This is a genomic window from Novosphingobium sp. TK46, assembly GCF_055361525.1.
In genome coordinates, this window is the sequence record NZ_CM143963.1 from 2,372,668 (window position 1) to 2,390,807 (window position 18,140).

Sequence of the window (18,140 nt, forward strand, 5' to 3'; positions counted from 1 at the left end):
ATGGCCCGCATCCACCTCCTCTCGGTCGATCGCACCTTGTGCAAGCGGATCTCGGAAGCGATGGGCGACCACGTACCCATCGAGATGGTCCACTCGCTCGACGATGCCGCGCTCGATGGACCCGGCATCGTCGTGCTCGACCACGCCTCCATTCCCGCCGACCGCACCTTGACCAGCGTGCTGGGTGAATTGGCGCAGTCGGCACAAGGGCGCGCGATCGTGGTCGCGACCGAGGACTGGTATGCCGGACCCGTGCTGCAGGCGATCCGCTCGGGCGCATCCGACGTGCTGCCGCGCGGCGCCAGCGGGGCGGAGATCGCCGGCACCCTGACCCGCGTGCTCAACAGTGCGATGGCGTCGCTGGGGCGATTGGCCCGCCTGACACTGGTGCTGGGCACCGACGAGGAGGCGACCGCGCTGCTCGCGACCGACATGGCGCTGGCGCACAGTCTGGCGCAGGTGCCCACGCTGCTGGTCGATTGCACGCTGCCTTCCAGCACGGCCGAAGCCTATCTCGATCTCAAGGTCGACTACGGGCTTGCTGCCGCTGTCGCCGATATCGACCGGCTCGACGCCAGCCTGCTCGCCAACTCGCTGGCACGTCACGAGCGTAGCGGGCTGGGCCTGCTGACGCTCGATGGCGGCCTTGGAGCCGAGCCGGTCGGGATCGGGCCGAACGACATCGTCGGCCTGGTGCAACTGCTGCGATCCAGCTGTGGGCATATAGTTCTGTGCGCGGGTTCGCTGCGCAACGGTGGGCTACTGCGCGAACTCGCGTCGCAGGCGCAGGCGATCGAGGTGGTGTGCAGCCAGTCGATCCGCGAGCTGGATGCGACGCGCCGCCTGCTCGACCGGATCGGACTGGATACCGCCAGCGCGGAGCGGATGCGGCTGATGGTGTGGGACCATGACCCGCGCGTCCTGCTCGACGGTCGGCGCATGGCCGAAGTGCTTAGCATTGAGCCGACGATCGCGATCCCCCTCGACCGGGTACGCATGCGCAATGCGCTGAATGCGGGCCGTCCGCTGATGACCGAGCGCGACGGCGGCGCCTACATGCATGCGGTGCGGCGAGCGATCGGGCGTAACGCCCCGGTCAAGGGGGCGATGGCCGGCATCGAGAAAATGAAGCGCAAGTTCCTGCAATCGGTGGAGCGTGGCGCATGAGCCTGCTTACCAGCGAAGCCACGCAGGCAACCACGCTGACCGCGCCGCGCCGAACGACCGTATCACCGCCATCGGCGCAGCGGATGAGCGACAGCTACCAGACGGTAAAGGCGCAAGCCTGCGCGCAAGTCATCGAGCATCTCGAGGCGCAGGGCATGACCGCCGAGCTGCTGGAGGAGCGCGGCCTGCGCTATGAGATCGAACAGGTGATCAACAGCCGCAGCCGACGCGGCCAGCTTGCGCTCAACAGCGCGGAGCGCCTGCTGCTGATCGAGGACGTGATCGACGAGGTCATCGGCCTCGGCCCTCTGGCGCCGCTGCTGCGAGACTCTACCGTGGACGATATCATCGTCAACGGCGCGAACACGATCTATGCCGAGCGTGGCGGCGTGCTGAGCCGGGTCGACACTCGTTTTCGCAACGATGCGCATCTGATGAACATCATCCAGCGCATCGTCGGTCCGATCGGTCGGCGCGTGGACGAGGCTACGCCGTTCGTCGATGCCCGGCTTGCCGATGGCAGCCGCGTCAACATCGTCATCCCGCCGATCGCGCTGGACGGCCCGCTGGTCTCGATCCGCAAGTTCCGGCTGCAGCAGTTGAGCATGGAAGACTGTGTCGCCGCCGGCACGATGAGCGCGACGATGGCCGCCTATCTGTCGAGCGCCGTCCGAAGCCGGCTCAACATCCTGATCTGTGGCGGCACCGGGGCGGGCAAGTCGACCCTGCTCAATGTCCTGTCGAGCTGCATCAGCAACAAGGAGCGGCTGGTCACGATCGAGGACGCGGCCGAGTTGCAGCTACGGCAGGAGCATGTCGTGCGGCTGGAAACGCGGCCTCCCAACGTCGATGGTAGCCGCGAGGTCAGCGCGCGCGACTTGTTGCGCAACGCGCTGCGTATGCGGCCGGACCGGATCATCCTGGGGGAGGTTCGCGGTGTCGAGGCGGTCGAAATGCTGCAGGCGATGTCCACCGGGCACGACGGCTCGATGGCCACCCTCCACGGCAATACCCCGCGCGATGCGCTGTCGCGGCTGGAGATGCTGCTGGGGTTTGCCGGACAGCAGAACGACGTGCGCGCCGTACGCCGCTTCGTCGCCAATTCGATCCACGTCATCGTCAACATCCAGCGCCTGTCCAACGGCTCACGCCGGGTCACGTCCGTCGCGGAGGTCACCGGGGTCGAGGCCGAGACGTTCTCGCTCAACGAGCTGTTTCACTTCGAAGAGCACGTGCCCGGTTCGGGCGAGGGCGTGTTCAAGACCATGTCGCCGCGCCCCTTTCATGCCGCGCGCCTGCAAGATTACACGATGCCGGTGCTGACTGCCGACGATGGCAGTGCATCGGCATGGTGAAGGGGCTGGCCTATCTCGCCCTGGCGTTGCTGATCATCGGCGTGCTGGTGGTGCACTGGCTGGGCGAACGCGGCCGCGAACTGGCGCTGATCGAGCGTCGGCTGGGTGCGATCGGCTCGTCCGGAATGGCCGCACCGGCGACGCGTCCGCTGGTGGCGATCTCGGTGCCCGACCGGCTCGCACCGCTGCTGGTGCAGGCGCAGCTCGAGCTTACCGGAACGATCCTGCGCATCATCGGCATGAGCGTGCTGCTTGCCGCGTGGATCATCTTGCTGGTCCTGGGGCCGGAGGCGACGCTGGTGCTGCTGATCGGCTTGCCGCTGGCGGCCCATAGCTGGCTGAGCGCCCGCGCGCGCAAGCGGGTCGAGGCGCTCGCCGAAGCGATGCCGCTATACCTCGACACCGTGCGGCAGTTGCAGGCGGTGGGCAATTCGCTGTCGCAAGCGCTGGAGCGAGCGCTTGCCGACGCGCCCGATGCCCTGAAAAGCTACTTCGCGCCGGCCGCACGCCGGCTCGCGCTGGGCGCGCCCGTCGGCGAAACCATGCAGCAGATGGCCGACCGCCTGCAGGTGCCCGAGGTTTCGATGCTGGCGGCCGCGATCCGGACCAACTTGCGCTATGGCGGCTCGATCGCCAGCGCGTTCCATAACCTGGCGCATATTCTGCGCGAGCGCGTCCGGATCCGGCGCGAGCTCGTCGCGGCCACCTCGGAGGCGAAAGTCAGTTCGCGCGTGCTGATCGCCATGCCGCTGCTGGCGATGGCGCTGCTGGTATTGATGAACCCGGCCTACATCGAATTCTTCGTTTCAGACGAACGGGGCAAGACGCTCTCGCTCGCCGCTGCGGGGCTCGAAGGATCGGGCATCCTCATCATCCGCCGCATGCTGAGGCTTGAGTTCTGATGCCGATCGGCAGCATCATCCTTTTCGCGCTCAGCGCCGCGTGCATCGTGGTCACCGTCGTCGGGCTGCGCTGGTTGCAAATGGACGTGGTCCTGCGCGAACGGATCGAGGGGCAGGCGCTCGTCGGCGTCAAGCAGCCGGGCGGCCGCCGCCGCAGCTTGCGTGTCCCACGCGCACTGCTGGCGCGTGGCAAGGATCTGGCCGAGATCGAGAGGGGCTTGCGACGCGCGGGCTACATGCAACCTCGGGCGGTAGAGCTGTTCGTGTGGCTGCGTTTCGTAGGCGCGGTGTCGGTCTCCGCGCTGACCTTCGTGGCGGTGCGACTGACGGGCGGCAGCATGATGAAGGCGTCGCTTTTCGCGCTGGCGCTGTTCGGTCTGTCGTGGATCGCCGCCAAGTACGTCTTGCTTATGCGGGCAAGTCGGCGCGAGCGCGTGTTGCTCGCCGAATTCCCCTTCCTGCTCGACCTCATGCTGATGATGCTGGAAAGCGGCGTTTCGCTCGATCAGGTGTTTCGCGGCATCGCGCGGGACGAACGAGCGACCGTGCCCAGCCATGCTCATATCATGGGTTTGCTGGTCGAGGATCTGGATCGCGGGCAGGATTACCAGCTTGCCTTCGAACGCTGGGCGGCGCGGGTCGACGTCAACGGTGCCAAGGAACTGGCTTCGCTGTTCCGGCAATCGATGTTCCAGGGCATGGAACTGGTGCCCGCCTTGCGTGAGTTCATCCGGGAGTTCTCGCAACGCCGGGTCATGCGCGCGAAGGAAGCGATCGGGACGATCACCGTTCGCATGGTCATCCTCATGCTGATCTTTTTCATGCCCGCGCTGTTCATCGTGCTGGCAGGGCCGCCGGTGGCCGCGATCCTCGACACGTTGTCCGGTGTGGGAACTGCCAAATGAGCCTTGCACGCGTCACGGTGCTGGCCATCGCGCTGGCTTTGTCGGCGGGTTCCTCCGCGATCGCCCGCCCTGCCGATCCCGATGCGAACGTCGGCTCTACCCGCACGCTCTATCTCTCGCTGATCCGACAAGCACGCGTCGACGGCAAGGCGCGCGCTGCGCTGGCGTATCTGGACGATTTCGCGCGTCACTATCCCGATGATCGCGAAGCGCGGATCCTGCGGGTCAACTGCCTGCTCGACCTTGGCCAGATCGATCAGGCGCAAGCCGCCGCAACGCAGATCCCCGCGAGCGATCGAAGCGGCGAGGCGTTGGCGGTGCGCGGCCATGTGCTTGCGGCGCAGGATCGTTGGGGCGAGGCGGTCACCGCCTACATCGCCGCGCAGGCCGCCAGTCCAGCCGATCCGCTCATCGGCAATGCACTCGGCTATGCCCAGTTGCGGACCGGTCAGGCCGAACAGGCCGTCGAGACGCTGAAACGCGCGCTCGATCTCGCTCCCGACATCGCGCAAGGCCATGATGTCGTGCGCAACAACCTCGCGCTGGCGCTGACCGCGTCCGGACGGATCGACGAGGCGACCGCGCTGTTCGCGCGCGTTCGCGACAGCTCCGAGCGCCTGCGATTGGGCAACCGACTTGCGGCCGAGGCGGCTCGGTTGCCCGCGCCGCGCCGCGCCAGCGAAGCGATCGTGCAATGAAGCGGCTGGTGTCGTCCGTCTGCCGGCTGCGGCGGTTGCGCGACGATGAGGGTGGCGTCGTCGCGCCGGCGGTCGCCGTCCTCGCCATCTCGCTGCTGGGGGCTGCCGGTCTCGCGCTCGATGTCGGCCTGTACTATCTCGGCAACGCCGATCTGCGTTCCGCGACCGAAGCCGCAGCCTTGTCGGCTGCAGTGAACCCCGCGCAGGCACGCCAGCGCGCGACCGATTACCTCGTCAGGAACGGCTATCCCGCATCCGTGCTGAAGACCTGGCAGGTCGGCTACTATTGCGCCAACATCGACCCCAGATACCCGGCCGGATCGCGCTTCGTCACCGCCAGCAACCTCGCCGACTGTCCCGGCAGCTCGGCGCAGAACGCGGTTCGCCTGACCACCGGGAAGCCGAGCCGACACTTCCTGACGGGCGTGATCGGCATGTCCGGCGCCATTCCCGATCTGACCGCGACCGCCAGCGCCGCCCGCATCGATGAAGCCGGCATCACGATCACGTCCGGGCTGCTGACCGTTACCAACACATTGTTGAATTCGGTCAACGATCTGCTCGGTACCCTGCTTGGGATCAAACTGCGCCTGAGCACCGCTGACGTCGAAGCCTTGATGGGCGGTAACGTCGATGCCGGGAAATTCTTCGATGCGCTTGCCAGCCGCACCGGTCGGACCGGCACCTACAGCCAACTGATGCAAGGCACGTATGGGATGCAGGACATCACGTTGGCCGCCGCCGACGCAGCTTACAACCCCGCGACCGCCGCCGCGCTGCGCACAATCGGCGGTGTCGCCGGAAATGCCTACAAGGTGCCGTTCACCCAGAACGGTGTCCCCCTGTTTGGCCTTGGCGTGTGGAAGAACATGCCCGTCGGCGGATCGAGCGTGCGACCGGCGCTGCGCGCGGGCCTGAATGCTTATCAACTTGTGACGTACACCGCGCAGGCGGGCCCCGGTGTGATCGACGCATCGAAACTCGTGAGCCTGGCGGCCCCCAACAGCACCGTGCAAGTCAAAGCTGTAGCCAGCGGTTTGCCGGATCGGCCCCGCTTCGCCTTCGGTCCGGCCGGTGAAACCCGTGTCGGCACGTCGATGCTGCGGCTGCAGCTGGATGTCGAACTGGTGAACCTGGGCATACCCGGCATCCTCGACGCCAAAGCGCATGTCCCGCTGGTTCTCGACGTGGCGGCGGCCGAGGCGGAGATCGCGGGCGGCGGGATCGAATGCGCAGGCCAGGCCGAGCAGAAAGGCCAGACCCTTGTCAGGATCAACACCAAGTCGGGCCTGGTGAACGGCTACGTGGGCGAACTGATGAATCCCGGCAAGGTATCGAAGCAGATGCCGACATTGCAGGATTCGGATTTCAAGAACGCCGATTTTTTCAAGCTCAGCTTGGTCGGCATTCCTCTGGCGACATTGCAGGGGAAGGTGATCGTCAAGCCGGTCGTCGGCGCCAGCAACTCCGTGGCGATCTTCGGGCGTGGCGGCCCGGCTGTGATCGGCGCTCCCGAAGCCGCTGGTACGGGCGTCGTGGTGGGTAACCGGGGAATGGTCGGCTCGACGGTCAGCGCCTTGTCCAACAGCTTGCTCGCATCGAACAGTTTACGGGCTTGCGCCGTCGGCTCGTTGTTATGCGTGAACCCCGACACCGCCGCATTGGCCAACCTGAAGACCGTTTTGGATCGCACCGGCTCGTTGCTGGGCAATGTCGCCGATCCGCTGCTCGACAACGTGTTGGCGGCTTTGGGGATAGAGCTTGGCCACGCGACCGTCTGGACGACCGGCGTCCGGTGCGGCGTGCCGGTTCTGATTTGATCAGCAAGGAGGTGGTGGAGCGAACCGTCTTGTCAGAGCGATGAGCCCGTCAAGCGCGATGGCCTTCTGCTCGTAGTGGAGCGAACCAATCGTGGTGCCGAAGACAACCTCCAGTCGGCGCCGCCTAATTCACAGGAGGAAGGAAAAGATTATGATTGATACCGTCCGTAAATTCTTCGCACGCCTGGCATCAGATGATCGGGGGCTTACTGCGGTTGAATACGCAGTTCTTGGTGCTATTGTTGTCGCTGCTATAGTCGCTGTAGGAACGGAGTTTAAGACCGATCTCGGATTGGCCTTCAAATCTTTGTTTGATACTACTCCTTGAGCGAGGCGCCGCCGATGCGTGGCATTACCCACTTCACGCGCTCGTTGAGAACAAGCCGGCGCGGCATTGCGGCGGTGGAGTTCGCGCTGCTCGCTCCGGGGCTGCTGATGATCGCGTTCGGGGTGATCGTGTACTCGATCTATTTCACCGCCGTGATCGGTGTACGACAGGCGGCCTCGGAAGGGGCGAGGGCGGCGATGGCGGGCCTCTCCACCGCCGAGCGCATGACGCTCGCACAGACGCGAGCAGGGCAGGTGCTGGGCAATTACGGGTCGCTGCTGGGTGGCAATCTGCCTCAGGTATCAGCCGCGCCCGACAGCCTGGGCGTGTTCAAGGTAACCGTCACCTACGACATGAGCAATAGCCCGATCATGCGATATGGTGGCTTCGTCCCGCTACCAGACAAGACCGTGCAGGCGAGCGTTCTGGTCACCAACGGAGGATATTAAATGGTCGCGGGTGGATATTTTACGTTGGCCGTGTTAACGGTGCTTCTCATTCCGATCGCGGTCATGTCCCTCGAAGGGCGCCGTCTGCCTGACGCACTCCTGGCGGTAATCGCAGGATGCGGGTTGGCGATAAGCGCGTGGACGGGCGGGTTGCCTGCGGTTGGATCGGCGATCGTGAGTGCGCTGGGCATCATCGTGGTGGTTGGCGGGCTTACCGCCTTGTTACGAAGGAAGCTGCGGCTGTGGGTTCTGACAGGCGGTCAGATCAAACTTATGGCCGCTGGTGCCACTTGGCTCGATCTATCAAGTATGGGTTTAATGCTGGCTATATCGATTATCGTGATATTTGCCATTGCGGTATGGAGGCGCATCAGCAAAGCTGCCTCACGTCCGGTATCGGTGCTCGTAGTCGTATTTTCGTTGATAATTTCCACTTTGTATCAAAACTTATCTTTTGATAACTTGATTGCTTGATGGTAATAAATTATAGGATTGGTATACATCTGAATGACTTCTAGTTGGCGCACGAGGTTATGGTCCCTCGTCGGACCAGATAGAACAGAAATTGACGGCGATCAGCCTGCCAACCCCGGCACGCCGGCGCAGGACGATGGGTTACTACCGGAGGCCTCGGTTCCGGTAGTAAAATCCGAGAAACCGACTGCCCGACCTGCGGCGGGCATCAGCCCGGATGCAAATTCCATTCCGGCAGAACGCGGCGAAAAGACATCGCATTCGCGCGAGGCGGGTGAGCCGGTGCTCATCGTCGATGACGATCGTGATTGGTGTCTCGAGTGCGCGTTCAGCTTGCGCCAACTCGGCTACGATCCGCTCGTCACCCACAGTGTCGTCGATGCCATGGCCGTGTTCCTGGAGAACGACGTGTCGATCGCGATCGTCGACTACAATCTGCCGGAGAGCAACGGAATTACCCTGATCCATGATCTGACGCTAAAGGCCGAAGAGCAGGGGCGATCGCTCAACTTCATCATGGCGACCGGCTACGCGACGAAGGACATCGCCATCAGTGCGGTGCGCGCGTCGGTGGTCGACTTCCTTGAAAAGCCGATCACGCAACCACAACTGCGCGCCGCCTTGCAACGTCTCAGCGGCTTGCGGCCGACTGTGCCGGCGCGCGATGCGTTGCTCGACAAAATTTCCAATCTCAGCGCCGAACTGCAGCGGCTGGCGATGCTGATGGACGAACCCGAGCCGGCGCCGAAAGCGGACGCCGGCGAGGTATCGCAAGGCGAGGGCGCCGACGTCGATCCATCGAGCATGAACGCCTTTATCCGCGACCAGCTTCGCCGCGAAGCGAAACGCCGTGAGATCGGGGGCGGTGATCTGTTCGGCGATCCCACCTGGGCGATGCTCCTGGACCTGCTGCTGGCCAAGATCGAAGGGCGGCGCATATCGGTATCGAGCGCGTGCATCGCCTCGGGAGCGCCGATGAGCACGGCCCTGCGCCTGGTTCGCCGGCTTGTCGGAGAGGAAGTGCTGTGCCGCCTACCCGACGAACACGATCGTCGGCGCCATTTCCTGGTGATCAATTCGAAGTTCGAGCAGCCGCTTCTGGATTACGTCGCCGATCAGATCAGCCGCAGCAAGGCGTGACCACACGCTAGGCAGGCCTGGTCCGGCGGGAAGCTTGCCAATGGCGATAGCCGAATACGGCGAGCACGATCATCGCTGCGTAAAGACCGGCGGTAAGCCACAGGCCCTTGATTATGAACATGCCGACATAGAGCGCATCAAGCGCGATCCACAGCAGCCAGCTCGCGGCATGGCGGCGTGCCGTCCAGTACTGCGCCACCAGGCTGAAACTGCTGAGCGCCGCATCCATCCAGGCTAACGCCGCATCGGTGTAGCGGCTGGTGATCGACCCGACCGCAAGGGCCCCCACGCCGCCGACCGCCAGGGCGAGCAGTCCCGCTTTGGGGTGCAATGGCTTGACCACGACGTCCCCCGTCGTCTGCTTGCCCCTGGCCCACACGACCCAGCCATAGAGCAAGGTGGCACCGAACAAGGCTTGCAGGATCATGTCGGCATAGAGACGCACGTCGAGGAAGATCTTGAAGTACAGTGCACAGGCCAGCAGGCTGACCGGCCAGCACAGCAATGAGCGGCGGGCGGTCAGCCAGATGCCTGCGAAGCTGATCGCGACGGCAATGATCTCGAGCGTCGACATCAGATCCGGACTTCGCAGCTGAATTGCTCGAGGAACTGCTGGCCTGCCGGCGATCCGAACCAATCCGCATGATCGACAGCATATCGCTGCCAGGCGATTTCTGCCTGCGCATAATCGCCGACTATGCCGGCAAAATAGTCGATTTCGGACAGCGCGAATTCGAGATGCACCAGCGGCAGGAGCAAGGCGACGGTGGTGATATCGTCCTGGGTGAGCGGCAGTACCGTTCGATAGCCCGCCACGAGGTGTGTGGCGGCGGTGACGTCGATGGGCTGGCTCAAGCTGCCATCATGCAAAGACAGCCATGGAACAGCGGTGCGCTCTATCGCGGTTGCCAGGTCATGTGCTGCACACGTCCGTGTCGCCACGCCGAAATCGAAAACGGTGGTGACGGTGCCGTCGGCGGACCACAGCAGGTTCGATGGATGCCAGTCGTTGTGGGTCCACATCGGTGACTGGCAGCGCAATCGCTCGCCAAGGCTAGGGTCGGCCATGGCCAACAGCCGCCCGAGCTGCATGCGCCAGGGTTTGCCGGCAAGGAAGCGGGCAAGCGCGGGCCGTCGCGCGATATACGTCTGTGCCGCAGCGAGAGGATCCGGCGCAGGAAGGATCGTGAAGCTGGCGATCAGCGGATCCGGGGCGCGATCGGGCGCGTCGAAACCGCGTGCGGCGAGATGCAGCAGGGCCAATGCCTTGCCGGCGCCAAAAGCATCGCCATGGTTCAGGAACGGTGTCCACGATGGCCGGTCGCGATAGACATCGAGACCGGCGGCCTTGCGATGCAGTTCGTAGGTCCAACCGTTATTGGCGATCGCGCCGACGCCCTCATGGGTGAGCATGACTTCGGGGACCGACAGACCGGCGCAGCGCAGATGAGCCATGAACGCATGCTCGGGGGCGAGGGCGGCTGGCGAGCGCAGTCGGTGATGATGGCGCTTGAGTACGAACTCGCCCCGATCGGTGTGGACAAGCGCTGCGGCGGAGAAGGGGCGGGGCGAGTGCCAGCTCAGTGTCTCGAACGGCCCCGCTTCGTCAAAGCCAGCCAGGATCTTCTGCGCTTGCACCGGAGATATCGCGGGCCATGTCGGCGCCTCGAGTGCGGTCCCCATGCCGTGCACGAGATGGTCGCTGGCCGACATCGCGTCGTTCACGCCATCACTCGCCGTCGCGCAATGCCGCATCCACGCATCGTCAAAAGGCGCGCGACAGCGTTGCCACGAACGCGCGTCCGCTTCCGATGTAATATGTCGGCGGCGAACCTGCGATCATGCTGCCGTTGCGTCCGATCGCATCGCCGGCGTTGTTGCTGACGATCTGAATGCCGGACAGAACGCGAGGGTTGGTCACATTGATGGCGTTGAGGCGCAAGTCCGTGCGCTGGGCGTCGATCAGCCCGGCTAGATGGACGCCGATCGACAGGTCCAGCGTAGCGTAACCCTTGATGCTCTCGTCGTTGAGCAATGTCGCGTACTGGCGCCCGACGTACTTGAAGGCGCTGCTGCCGAACAATCGGCCATCGTCGTAGGTGGTCCCGATCGCGAACTGGAACTGCGGACTCGCGACCGCGCGCTTGCCCCTGGTGGGCAGAAGGTCGCCGTCGACGGGCAGGTCGTCGTTCAGCCGCGTGTGAAGGTACTCGCCCGAAGCGTAGATGCTGACGCCTGCCGCCGGACGATAATCGATCTCGCCATCGACACCATAGGAGGTCTGGCTGCCGGCATTGATCGTCGAGTTGACCAGGGCACCACCACTGTTGACGACGGTAGCGATCTGGCGATTGCGGAACCGGTAGTGGAAACCGGTCAACGAGAACGACAGGTTGGGGCCGATATAGCGATACCCCAACTCCTGGGAGAGCGAGTATTCGTTCTTGAGTGCGGTCGAGCCCTTGGCCACCACTTCGCCGCCGAAATAGTAGTCGTAAAGCGCGAACTCGTTGGGCGTGCGAAAGCTGGTGGTCACGTTGGCGAACAGCTGCTGACGATCGTCAAGTTGGTAATGGATCGCGGCACGGGGCAGGGCGGCGAACGCATCGAAATGCACTTTCTGTTGCGGGCCGGGCAGGTAGTTGCGGCCATTGCGCGTCAGGTTCACGCCCTTGAAGCCAAGGTCGATGCCGAGCTTTGGCGTCACCTGGATGCTGTCGGCCAGGAAGAACGCCTTGGTCACCGTCTTCGTGCGCGCGTTTTCGTAGGCGAGCAGCCGGCCATCGGCGCTACGGATCGCCTCGGATTGATAGCCCCAGACGTCGACCGGTCGGCCGTCGTCCCGAAGTGAAGTGTACGACTGGGTGACGCGATCGGTTCCATAGTCGAACCACAGCCCGGCGGTGATCCGGTGCGCTCCGGCCTGCAGGGTCAGCTTGGCGACGTCGCCTACGCGAAACTGCTTGCCGGTATAGTTGCCCATGACCGTCGCCAGTCCATCGATCGAACCGGGTAGCGTGACTGGCTGGGCGAGTTCCTCGGTACCCAGGAAGTTGCCTGTCGTCGTCAGTTGCGTGCCGTAAGGGGCGTTGCCGTGGCCGAACTGAAGATAGGCGCTGCTGTCGAAGCTCAGGCGGTCGCTCAGGTTCAGATGCAGCGGCGAGGCGATATAGAAGCTGCGGAACGGCGCACGATAGAGGCGCCAGTAGCTCGTATCGCCAGGGGTATAGCGCCGGGTAAAGTTGAAGTCGCGGCCCAGCGCCATCCAGTCGGCCAGGCTCGGGCTCGGATACGTGGAGGTGATGGCGTCGTTGTACGACACCGCCAGGCTGGCGCGATTGCCGTTGCCCCACTGCGTCAGCAGCTTGGCATCGACGTGCTGGCGCTTGTCGAAGCCGGGGCCGCGCCAGTTGTCCGCGCGATTGTTGGAGTACGAGAGGAACCCGCTGATGCCGGAATTGGCGATTTCCCCGGTGTCGACCCGGACGAACGCGCGCCGTTCGCTGTACGATCCTACCGAAAGGTTCACCAAAGCGCCGAAATCCTTCTTGGGATCGTCGAGCGTCAGCGACAGCAATCCGCCGGCGGCGGCCACCACCGGCTCGGCGATATCGGCCGCGCCCTGCGTCAGTGCGATCTGGCGCACGTTCTCGGCATCGGCGAACTGTGAGGGGTAGGCGTAGAAATAACCGATGTCGTTCTGCGGCGCGCCTTCGAGCACTACCCCGATGGCGTCCTGGCCCAGACCACGCAAGGTCAGGCTGGAATTGGCGGACAATCCATAGGGATCGGTCGTGGCGACGTTCGCGCCCGGCAGCAGGTTGACGAGCTGGAACGCATTATACGTCGGCGTTTGCTTGACGATGAAATCCGTCGAGACCGCGCTTATCGACTTGGGTTCGGTCTGATCCGGCAGCAGGCCTTCGGGGTCGCGATGGCCGTTTACCCGGATCGTCGCGGGATCTTCGGCACCGCTGTCGGCCGCCATGACGCATGGGGCGAACAGTACCGCCGGCAAGGCCAGCATGGTCAGCTTCAAACGGGTAACGGCAACGGGCATTGTCTTGCGTCCACTCCACATGGAGGGGACAGCGGCATGCCGCGCGCCCTCCCTACGCCGGTATCAACCGGATCAGGTTCGGCGGGTCGCGGCCTGCAGGCCACATCTCAGCCGCGCATCAGCGGCTCCCCGGGGATGCGCCCCCCTAGTCTCGCAAGCGATGGCTGCAAAGCGATATCTGGGGCCGGATGTCTCATAGTGGTCGAGGAGGCCGGACCACAGCCCGACTGGTGTGCCGACCGGCGATCCTGCTTGTAGCGGGCGGGACAGCGGCGAACCGTTTAAACGTCTTGGCCTTCCCAGCAGGCAGGCTATTGGCAGGCCGATGACCGTTCCGACTGCCGAGCAGCTTGCCCAGATCATCATCGACAGCATCGACCGTCATGGTCTGCGTGGTCTGATCTACGAGTCGGACGGTGTCGTGGTGATGCATGGCAAAGTGGATATGGTGGCGGTGGCGAGTGACGTGATCGCGGCGATGACCGAGGCGCGTTGAGCCCGTGGGCAAGTCGCCGTGAAGCAGGTAACCGGCACGAAGAAGACACTCACCGCGCTCCGCCTGCATGAATGAAGCTGCGCGGACCGTTACCTTCGGTCAGCTATGACCACGCGCGATGCGGTATGGTCCTGATCGCGCTGTCAGAGGCTTTCCCTTCCAGCTGAGGCGAACGTGTCCTTCGTCCAGCAGGCGATCGATTGCCTCGTGCACCATCGGCATCGCGTTTCGCCAGGCTTGGGTATCGCAATCCCCGGGGGTGATTGCGCGCGCAACTTCGCTGGGGCAGATCGTCGCACCGGTTGCACGCCCGGCGAGCAGCGCCAGCGTCGCGTCGCGCGCACCGTCGGTCATGCCTGGTCACTTATCATCGGTGCTTCCGGTCATCGGCGCTTCCGGTCATCGGCGCTTCCGGCCCCGCGTGGTGCGATTGGCCGTCAGTGGATCGGGCCTGGTCGGCGCTCGCCATCCGGGTGGAGGGGCGACCTGCTGCTGATTGGTGCCAAGGCCCATCGCGCCGGGTCGCTGGCGGATCAGCCCGGACAAATCGGCCTGTTCCGCATCCGTCGCTGTCGCGCCGCCACGCATCAGGCTGATCCTGTCGCGCAATCGTCTTGCTTCCTCGAAATCGAGTGCCTGGGCGGCCGCATCCATCAGGCTTTGCAAGGTTTCGATCGTCTCGGTCATTGTTTGGGAACGCGCGGAGGCGGTGAAAGGACGCAAGGTAGCTAGGCGATCGACAGCGGCAGCGATGCATGGTGCGCAGCGGTTGGATTGCCTATGGCCGGCTGGAAGCGGGCGGTCGGTGCCGCCAGACGATGAAAAGTGATCCGCGCCATGAACACGTTCGATACCCGCGCCTTTCTGCGGGACAGCTGGCAAAAGCGACCCTGCCTGATCAAAGGATTGTGGCCGGCATGGAGCAATCCGCTCGATCCTGACGATCTTGCCGGTCTGGCGTGTGAAGCGGAGGTCGAAGCGCGCATCATCACGCAGGTCGACGCGGTCTATGCGGTCGAGCACGGACCGTTTGCCGAGGAGCGCTTCGCCACGATCGGAAAGGATCCGTGGACCCTGCTCGTCCAGGCGGTCGATCACTACGTGCCCGACGTGGCCGCGCTGCTGGCACCTTTCCGCTTCATCCCCAACTGGCGCATCGACGACGTGATGGTGAGCTATGCCGTCGACCAGGGCGGGGTTGGTCCCCATTTCGACCAATATGACGTCTTCCTCGTGCAAGGCCTCGGCTGCCGGCGCTGGCAGGTGGGTGGCCGATGCGATGAAAGATCGGCGTTGGTGGAAAACGAGGAGGTGCGCTTGCTGGCGCAGTTCGAGCCCGAGGCCGAGTGGATCCTCGAACCGGGGGACGTCCTGTACGTACCCCCGGGCATCGCTCACCACGGCGTCGCGCTGGGCGATGACTGCATGACGTATTCGATCGGCTTCAGGGCGCCTTCACGCGCGGAGCTGATCGCCGGTTGGTCCGAACATCTCGTGCGCCAGATGTCCGACGACGATCGTTATGCCGATCCCGCGCTGCCGCTGCAGGACAACGCCGGCGAGATCACGGCCGAAGCGCTTGCCGCGCTGCAAGCGATGGTCAGCGAGAGTATGGCGGACCCCGAGACATTCGCACAGTGGTTCGGGCAGTATAGCACGTTGCCCAAGAACCTTGAGATCGATTGGGCGCCTGAGGAGCGTACGACGCTTTCCGATTTGCGGGACGCAGTCCCGGTTTGCCTTGCCCGCAATCCCGCCAGCCGCTTCTCGTTCGTTCGCCAGGGCGGGGGAGCCATTGCCTTGTTCGTCGATGGGCGATCGTACGGTTGCACCGGCCAGCTTGCGACGTTTGCCGAACGCCTGTGTGCCAGCGAACAGATCACGACGCTGGATGCCGATACCGCTTCGGAAACGACGCTGGCCTTGATCGTCGATCTGCTGAATCGTGGCAATATCGAGTTTTGTGAAGACGACTGACGTCGCGCTAGGTGCCTTTACCGGCAGAGCCAATCCTGCGCCAGGCGGGTGGCTTCATCGGCATCACGCCCACCTCCCAAAGCGACCGCGAGCAGAAGCCGCAGCTTGCGGGCACTGAGATCGGCCGCGCCGATTGCGCCCAAGGCTGCGAGCCGCGCTCCGGACTCGTATGCCGGCGCCACACCGCCCGCATGGCAATGCGTGGCAAGGCCGATCAGGACACCGGCGGCGCGGGCATGCTCGATCGCCGGAATGAGGCGCATGGGCACGTTGCCGCGTCCAAAGCCCTCGATCACCAGGGCTCTTGCGCCGCTGCCTACCAGCGCCTCGATCAACTCAGGAGCGGTCTCCAACCCGAGCGATACGATGTGCACCGCCGGATCGGGAGAAACCCGCGCGAAGGTCGGCGAAGGCCGCGGAAGGGAAGCGATCCGCAGGCCATGTTCATCCACCCGCGCCAACATTGCGCTATCGGGTCCGAAGGCATCGGGGGCGGCGCTGTCCTGCTTGGTCGCGGTGCGCGCCGTCAGTACCCGGCCAGCAAAGACGATCGCCACGCCGATTTCGCGCGCTGCCGTACTGCGCGCCACGGCCAGTGCATCGCGCAAATTCGCGGCGCCGTCATAGCCCGGCAAGGCAGGTGCCCTCTGCGCCCCGGTGAAGATCACCGGCATGTCGGTATCGTGGAACAAGTGCGTGAGGAACGCGACTTCCTCCATCATGTCCGTGCCATGCGTGATGACCACACCGATGGACTTGGCCGCCGCCGCCTCGTCGACGAGCGCGACGACCCGCATGGCATCGCCCATCTGCATGTCCTCGCTCAACCCGGCGTAGGCTTGGCGCTCGATCACCTTTCCGACCGTCGCACTACCCAGGTCGGACCCGCCCCGGCGCCCGATCAGCACACCGTCTTCGTTGAGAACCGAGGCGATCGTACCGCCCGCATCGATCAGGACGAGGGGGGACACGCCACCCTGCAACTCTTCGGCTAAGTCAGACAACTGGGATCGCGCCTCATATTTCGGTGGGTCGATCCATGCCGGAAAGGATGGGCCAATGCCATACGGCTTGGATCGCCATGGCGCCGATGTGGTGCGCACCCTGGCTCCAGCAAAATAATCGTGCTTCGTCACATGGTAACGCCGAATGCCACGCGCATGGGCCTTGTGCCCGATGCGAACATGCTCGATGGCGGTCATGGCGTAAGCGTTGCAGCAAAGTAGCGTGTTTTCAGTGCTTAAACGACAATGGTGAGTATGTTTCGCGAGATTGTTGATGGTAACGCCGGGGGGGATCCGGATCACGCCTTGAAGATCGGCGTGCTGACCTTTCACCGCTGCGTCAACTACGGCTCGTACTGGCAGGCGCGCAGCCTGCTGGAAGGGCTGGCGGCGCGCGGGCATGACGTGGTGCTGCTAGACTACGACTGTCCTCAGATCGACCGGACCGAGTGGCGCTGTGCGATGCAGCCGCTCCTGCCAAGCCGATCGTCTCCGGCCGATATTCGCCTTTACGCGCGCAAGGCGAGGGCGTTCCATCAGGCGTGCGCCGCCTTGCCGCTATCGGACCGGTTCGCCTTGCGGGATCCCGCCGCGATGGCACCCCATGATCTGGTGGTGATCGGCAGCGACGAGGTCTGGAACCTCAGCCACCCGTGGTTCGGCGGGTTCGACTTGTTCTGGGGCGGCGGGATACCGGCCAAGCGTGTCGTGTCTTACGCCGCCAGCTTTGGCAACTACGATGCCGAAGCGGGGATCGAGCCACGCTGGGCGGAGCGCCTGCGCCAGTTGGACGCGATTTCGGTGCGTGACGACAATTCGCGGCGGCTGGTCAATGGCGCACTCGATCGCGAACCGACGCTGGTGCTCGATCCGGTGCTGCAGTTCCCCATCGCCATTTCCAAGGACGTCCAATCCCCGGCGGAGCCCTTCGTCGCCCTCTACGGACATAGCTTCAGCGATGGGTTCGGCAAGGCCGTGCGCAGATGGGCACAAGGTCGCGGGCTCAAGCTTGTGAGTATCGGCTATCGCAACGACTGGGCGGATGAACAATGGCTCGACGCCGATCCTTTCGAGTTCGCGCAGGCGATCACCCAAGCCGAAGCGGTGGTGACCAATTTTTTCCACGGGTGCGTCTTCGCGTTATTGAACGACAAGCCGTTCGCCTGCGCCGTCTCGCCATACCGCATGAACAAGGTGCGCGATTTGGTCAACGCGGTCGAAGCCCAAGCGCATCTGCTTCGCGAGGACGATCCTTCGGAACGCTTCGCGGCCGTGCTCGATCACCCGCTGGACAGCGGGATCGATGCCGCGATCACCAGGTTGCGCGTCCAGTCCGAGGCCTATCTGCGATCGATAGGGGTGTGA

At 64.2% G+C, this 18,140-nt stretch carries 19 protein-coding genes and 1 riboswitch; of the genes, 13 read left to right on the plus strand and 6 right to left on the minus strand.

Translation table 11 applies throughout. The annotated features are described in order from the left end of the window. The 10 genes from ACXJ1Z_RS11325 (at nt 1) to ACXJ1Z_RS11370 (ending at nt 9,238) form a co-directional block, all read left to right on the plus strand. Nucleotides 1–1,167 carry a CpaE/TadZ family protein gene (locus tag ACXJ1Z_RS11325; protein ID WP_463776744.1) on the plus strand — a complete coding sequence of 389 codons (1,167 nt, stop codon included), beginning with the start codon at nt 1–3 and terminating at the stop codon, nt 1,165–1,167. After that, entirely contained in the window at nt 1,164–2,522 is a 1,359-nt protein-coding gene (locus ACXJ1Z_RS11330) for a TadA family conjugal transfer-associated ATPase (RefSeq protein WP_463776746.1), read from the plus strand. The genes ACXJ1Z_RS11325 and ACXJ1Z_RS11330 overlap by 4 nt, the downstream gene beginning before the upstream one ends. Continuing rightward, nucleotides 2,516–3,424, plus strand: a complete 909-nt coding sequence (locus tag ACXJ1Z_RS11335) for a type II secretion system F family protein (protein WP_463776747.1) — start codon at nt 2,516–2,518, stop codon at nt 3,422–3,424. The genes ACXJ1Z_RS11330 and ACXJ1Z_RS11335 overlap by 7 nt, the downstream gene beginning before the upstream one ends. Continuing rightward, nucleotides 3,424–4,329, plus strand: a complete 906-nt coding sequence (locus tag ACXJ1Z_RS11340) for a type II secretion system F family protein (protein ID WP_463776749.1) — start codon at nt 3,424–3,426, stop codon at nt 4,327–4,329. Before ACXJ1Z_RS11335 ends, ACXJ1Z_RS11340 begins: the two co-directional genes overlap by 1 nt. Beyond that, a complete protein-coding gene (locus ACXJ1Z_RS11345; protein ID WP_463776751.1) occupies nt 4,326–5,027 on the plus strand; it encodes a tetratricopeptide repeat protein in 702 nt (233 codons plus the stop codon). The genes ACXJ1Z_RS11340 and ACXJ1Z_RS11345 overlap by 4 nt, the downstream gene beginning before the upstream one ends. Further along, nucleotides 5,024–6,847 carry a TadG family pilus assembly protein gene (locus ACXJ1Z_RS11350; RefSeq protein ID WP_463776752.1) on the plus strand — a complete coding sequence of 608 codons (1,824 nt, stop codon included), beginning with the start codon at nt 5,024–5,026 and terminating at the stop codon, nt 6,845–6,847. The genes ACXJ1Z_RS11345 and ACXJ1Z_RS11350 overlap by 4 nt, the downstream gene beginning before the upstream one ends. A gap of 151 nt (nt 6,848–6,998) precedes the next feature. After that, nucleotides 6,999–7,175: a Flp family type IVb pilin gene (locus tag ACXJ1Z_RS11355; RefSeq protein WP_463776753.1), complete on the plus strand. Its 177-nt coding sequence runs from the start codon at nt 6,999–7,001 to the stop codon at nt 7,173–7,175. 14 nt (nt 7,176–7,189) lie between these two features. Further along, complete coding sequence (locus ACXJ1Z_RS11360) at nt 7,190–7,624, plus strand: TadE/TadG family type IV pilus assembly protein (RefSeq protein WP_463776754.1); 435 nt, start codon at nt 7,190–7,192, stop codon at nt 7,622–7,624. Continuing rightward, a complete protein-coding gene (locus ACXJ1Z_RS11365; RefSeq protein WP_463776756.1) occupies nt 7,625–8,098 on the plus strand; it encodes an A24 family peptidase in 474 nt (157 codons plus the stop codon). 282 nt (nt 8,099–8,380) lie between these two features. Next, nucleotides 8,381–9,238 carry a response regulator gene (locus ACXJ1Z_RS11370; RefSeq protein ID WP_463776757.1) on the plus strand — a complete coding sequence of 286 codons (858 nt, stop codon included), beginning with the start codon at nt 8,381–8,383 and terminating at the stop codon, nt 9,236–9,238. 7 nt (nt 9,239–9,245) lie between these two features. On the opposite strand, the gene pnuC is transcribed toward ACXJ1Z_RS11370, so the two are convergent. Genes pnuC through ACXJ1Z_RS11385 form a run of 3 tightly spaced genes read right to left on the minus strand, consistent with a single transcriptional unit; the run spans nt 9,246 to nt 13,298 of the window. After that, nucleotides 9,246–9,812, minus strand: a complete 567-nt coding sequence (pnuC, locus tag ACXJ1Z_RS11375) for a nicotinamide riboside transporter PnuC (RefSeq protein ID WP_463776759.1) — start codon at nt 9,810–9,812, stop codon at nt 9,246–9,248. Next, a complete protein-coding gene (locus ACXJ1Z_RS11380) occupies nt 9,812–10,951 on the minus strand; it encodes a phosphotransferase enzyme family protein (RefSeq protein ID WP_463781232.1) in 1,140 nt (379 codons plus the stop codon). The genes pnuC and ACXJ1Z_RS11380 overlap by 1 nt, the downstream gene beginning before the upstream one ends. A 52-nt stretch (nt 10,952–11,003) precedes the next feature. Then, nucleotides 11,004–13,298 carry a TonB-dependent receptor gene (locus ACXJ1Z_RS11385; protein ID WP_463776760.1) on the minus strand — a complete coding sequence of 765 codons (2,295 nt, stop codon included), beginning with the start codon at nt 13,296–13,298 and terminating at the stop codon, nt 11,004–11,006. A gap of 46 nt (nt 13,299–13,344) precedes the next feature. Next, nucleotides 13,345–13,433, minus strand: a riboswitch (TPP riboswitch). A 190-nt stretch (nt 13,434–13,623) separates the two neighbouring features. Here ACXJ1Z_RS11385 and ACXJ1Z_RS11390 point away from each other — a divergent pair. Then, the gene (locus ACXJ1Z_RS11390) at nt 13,624–13,794 is read left to right on the plus strand and encodes a hypothetical protein (protein WP_463776761.1); all 171 of its coding nucleotides are present in this window, start codon (nt 13,624–13,626) and stop codon (nt 13,792–13,794) included. Between the two features lie 99 nt (nt 13,795–13,893). Here the strand turns inward: ACXJ1Z_RS11390 and ACXJ1Z_RS11395 are convergent, their stop codons facing one another. Beyond that, complete coding sequence (locus tag ACXJ1Z_RS11395) at nt 13,894–14,148, minus strand: DUF3253 domain-containing protein (RefSeq protein ID WP_463776763.1); 255 nt, start codon at nt 14,146–14,148, stop codon at nt 13,894–13,896. A 45-nt stretch (nt 14,149–14,193) separates the two neighbouring features. Then, nucleotides 14,194–14,481, minus strand: a complete 288-nt coding sequence (locus tag ACXJ1Z_RS11400; protein WP_463776764.1) for a UvrB/UvrC motif-containing protein — start codon at nt 14,479–14,481, stop codon at nt 14,194–14,196. 150 nt (nt 14,482–14,631) lie between these two features. Here ACXJ1Z_RS11400 and ACXJ1Z_RS11405 point away from each other — a divergent pair, with 150 nt between their 5' ends. Next, nucleotides 14,632–15,771, plus strand: coding sequence for a JmjC domain-containing protein (locus tag ACXJ1Z_RS11405; RefSeq protein ID WP_463776765.1), 1,140 nt, complete (start codon nt 14,632–14,634; stop codon nt 15,769–15,771). A gap of 17 nt (nt 15,772–15,788) precedes the next feature. Here ACXJ1Z_RS11405 and ACXJ1Z_RS11410 read toward each other — a convergent pair whose 3' ends face one another. Then, the gene (locus tag ACXJ1Z_RS11410; RefSeq protein WP_463776766.1) at nt 15,789–16,775 is read right to left on the minus strand and encodes an asparaginase; all 987 of its coding nucleotides are present in this window, start codon (nt 16,773–16,775) and stop codon (nt 15,789–15,791) included. Nucleotides 16,776–17,081: 306 nt separating this feature from the next. On the opposite strand from ACXJ1Z_RS11410, the gene ACXJ1Z_RS11415 reads away from it, so the two are divergent. Beyond that, nucleotides 17,082–18,140: a polysaccharide pyruvyl transferase family protein gene (locus ACXJ1Z_RS11415; protein ID WP_463776768.1), complete on the plus strand. Its 1,059-nt coding sequence runs from the start codon at nt 17,082–17,084 to the stop codon at nt 18,138–18,140.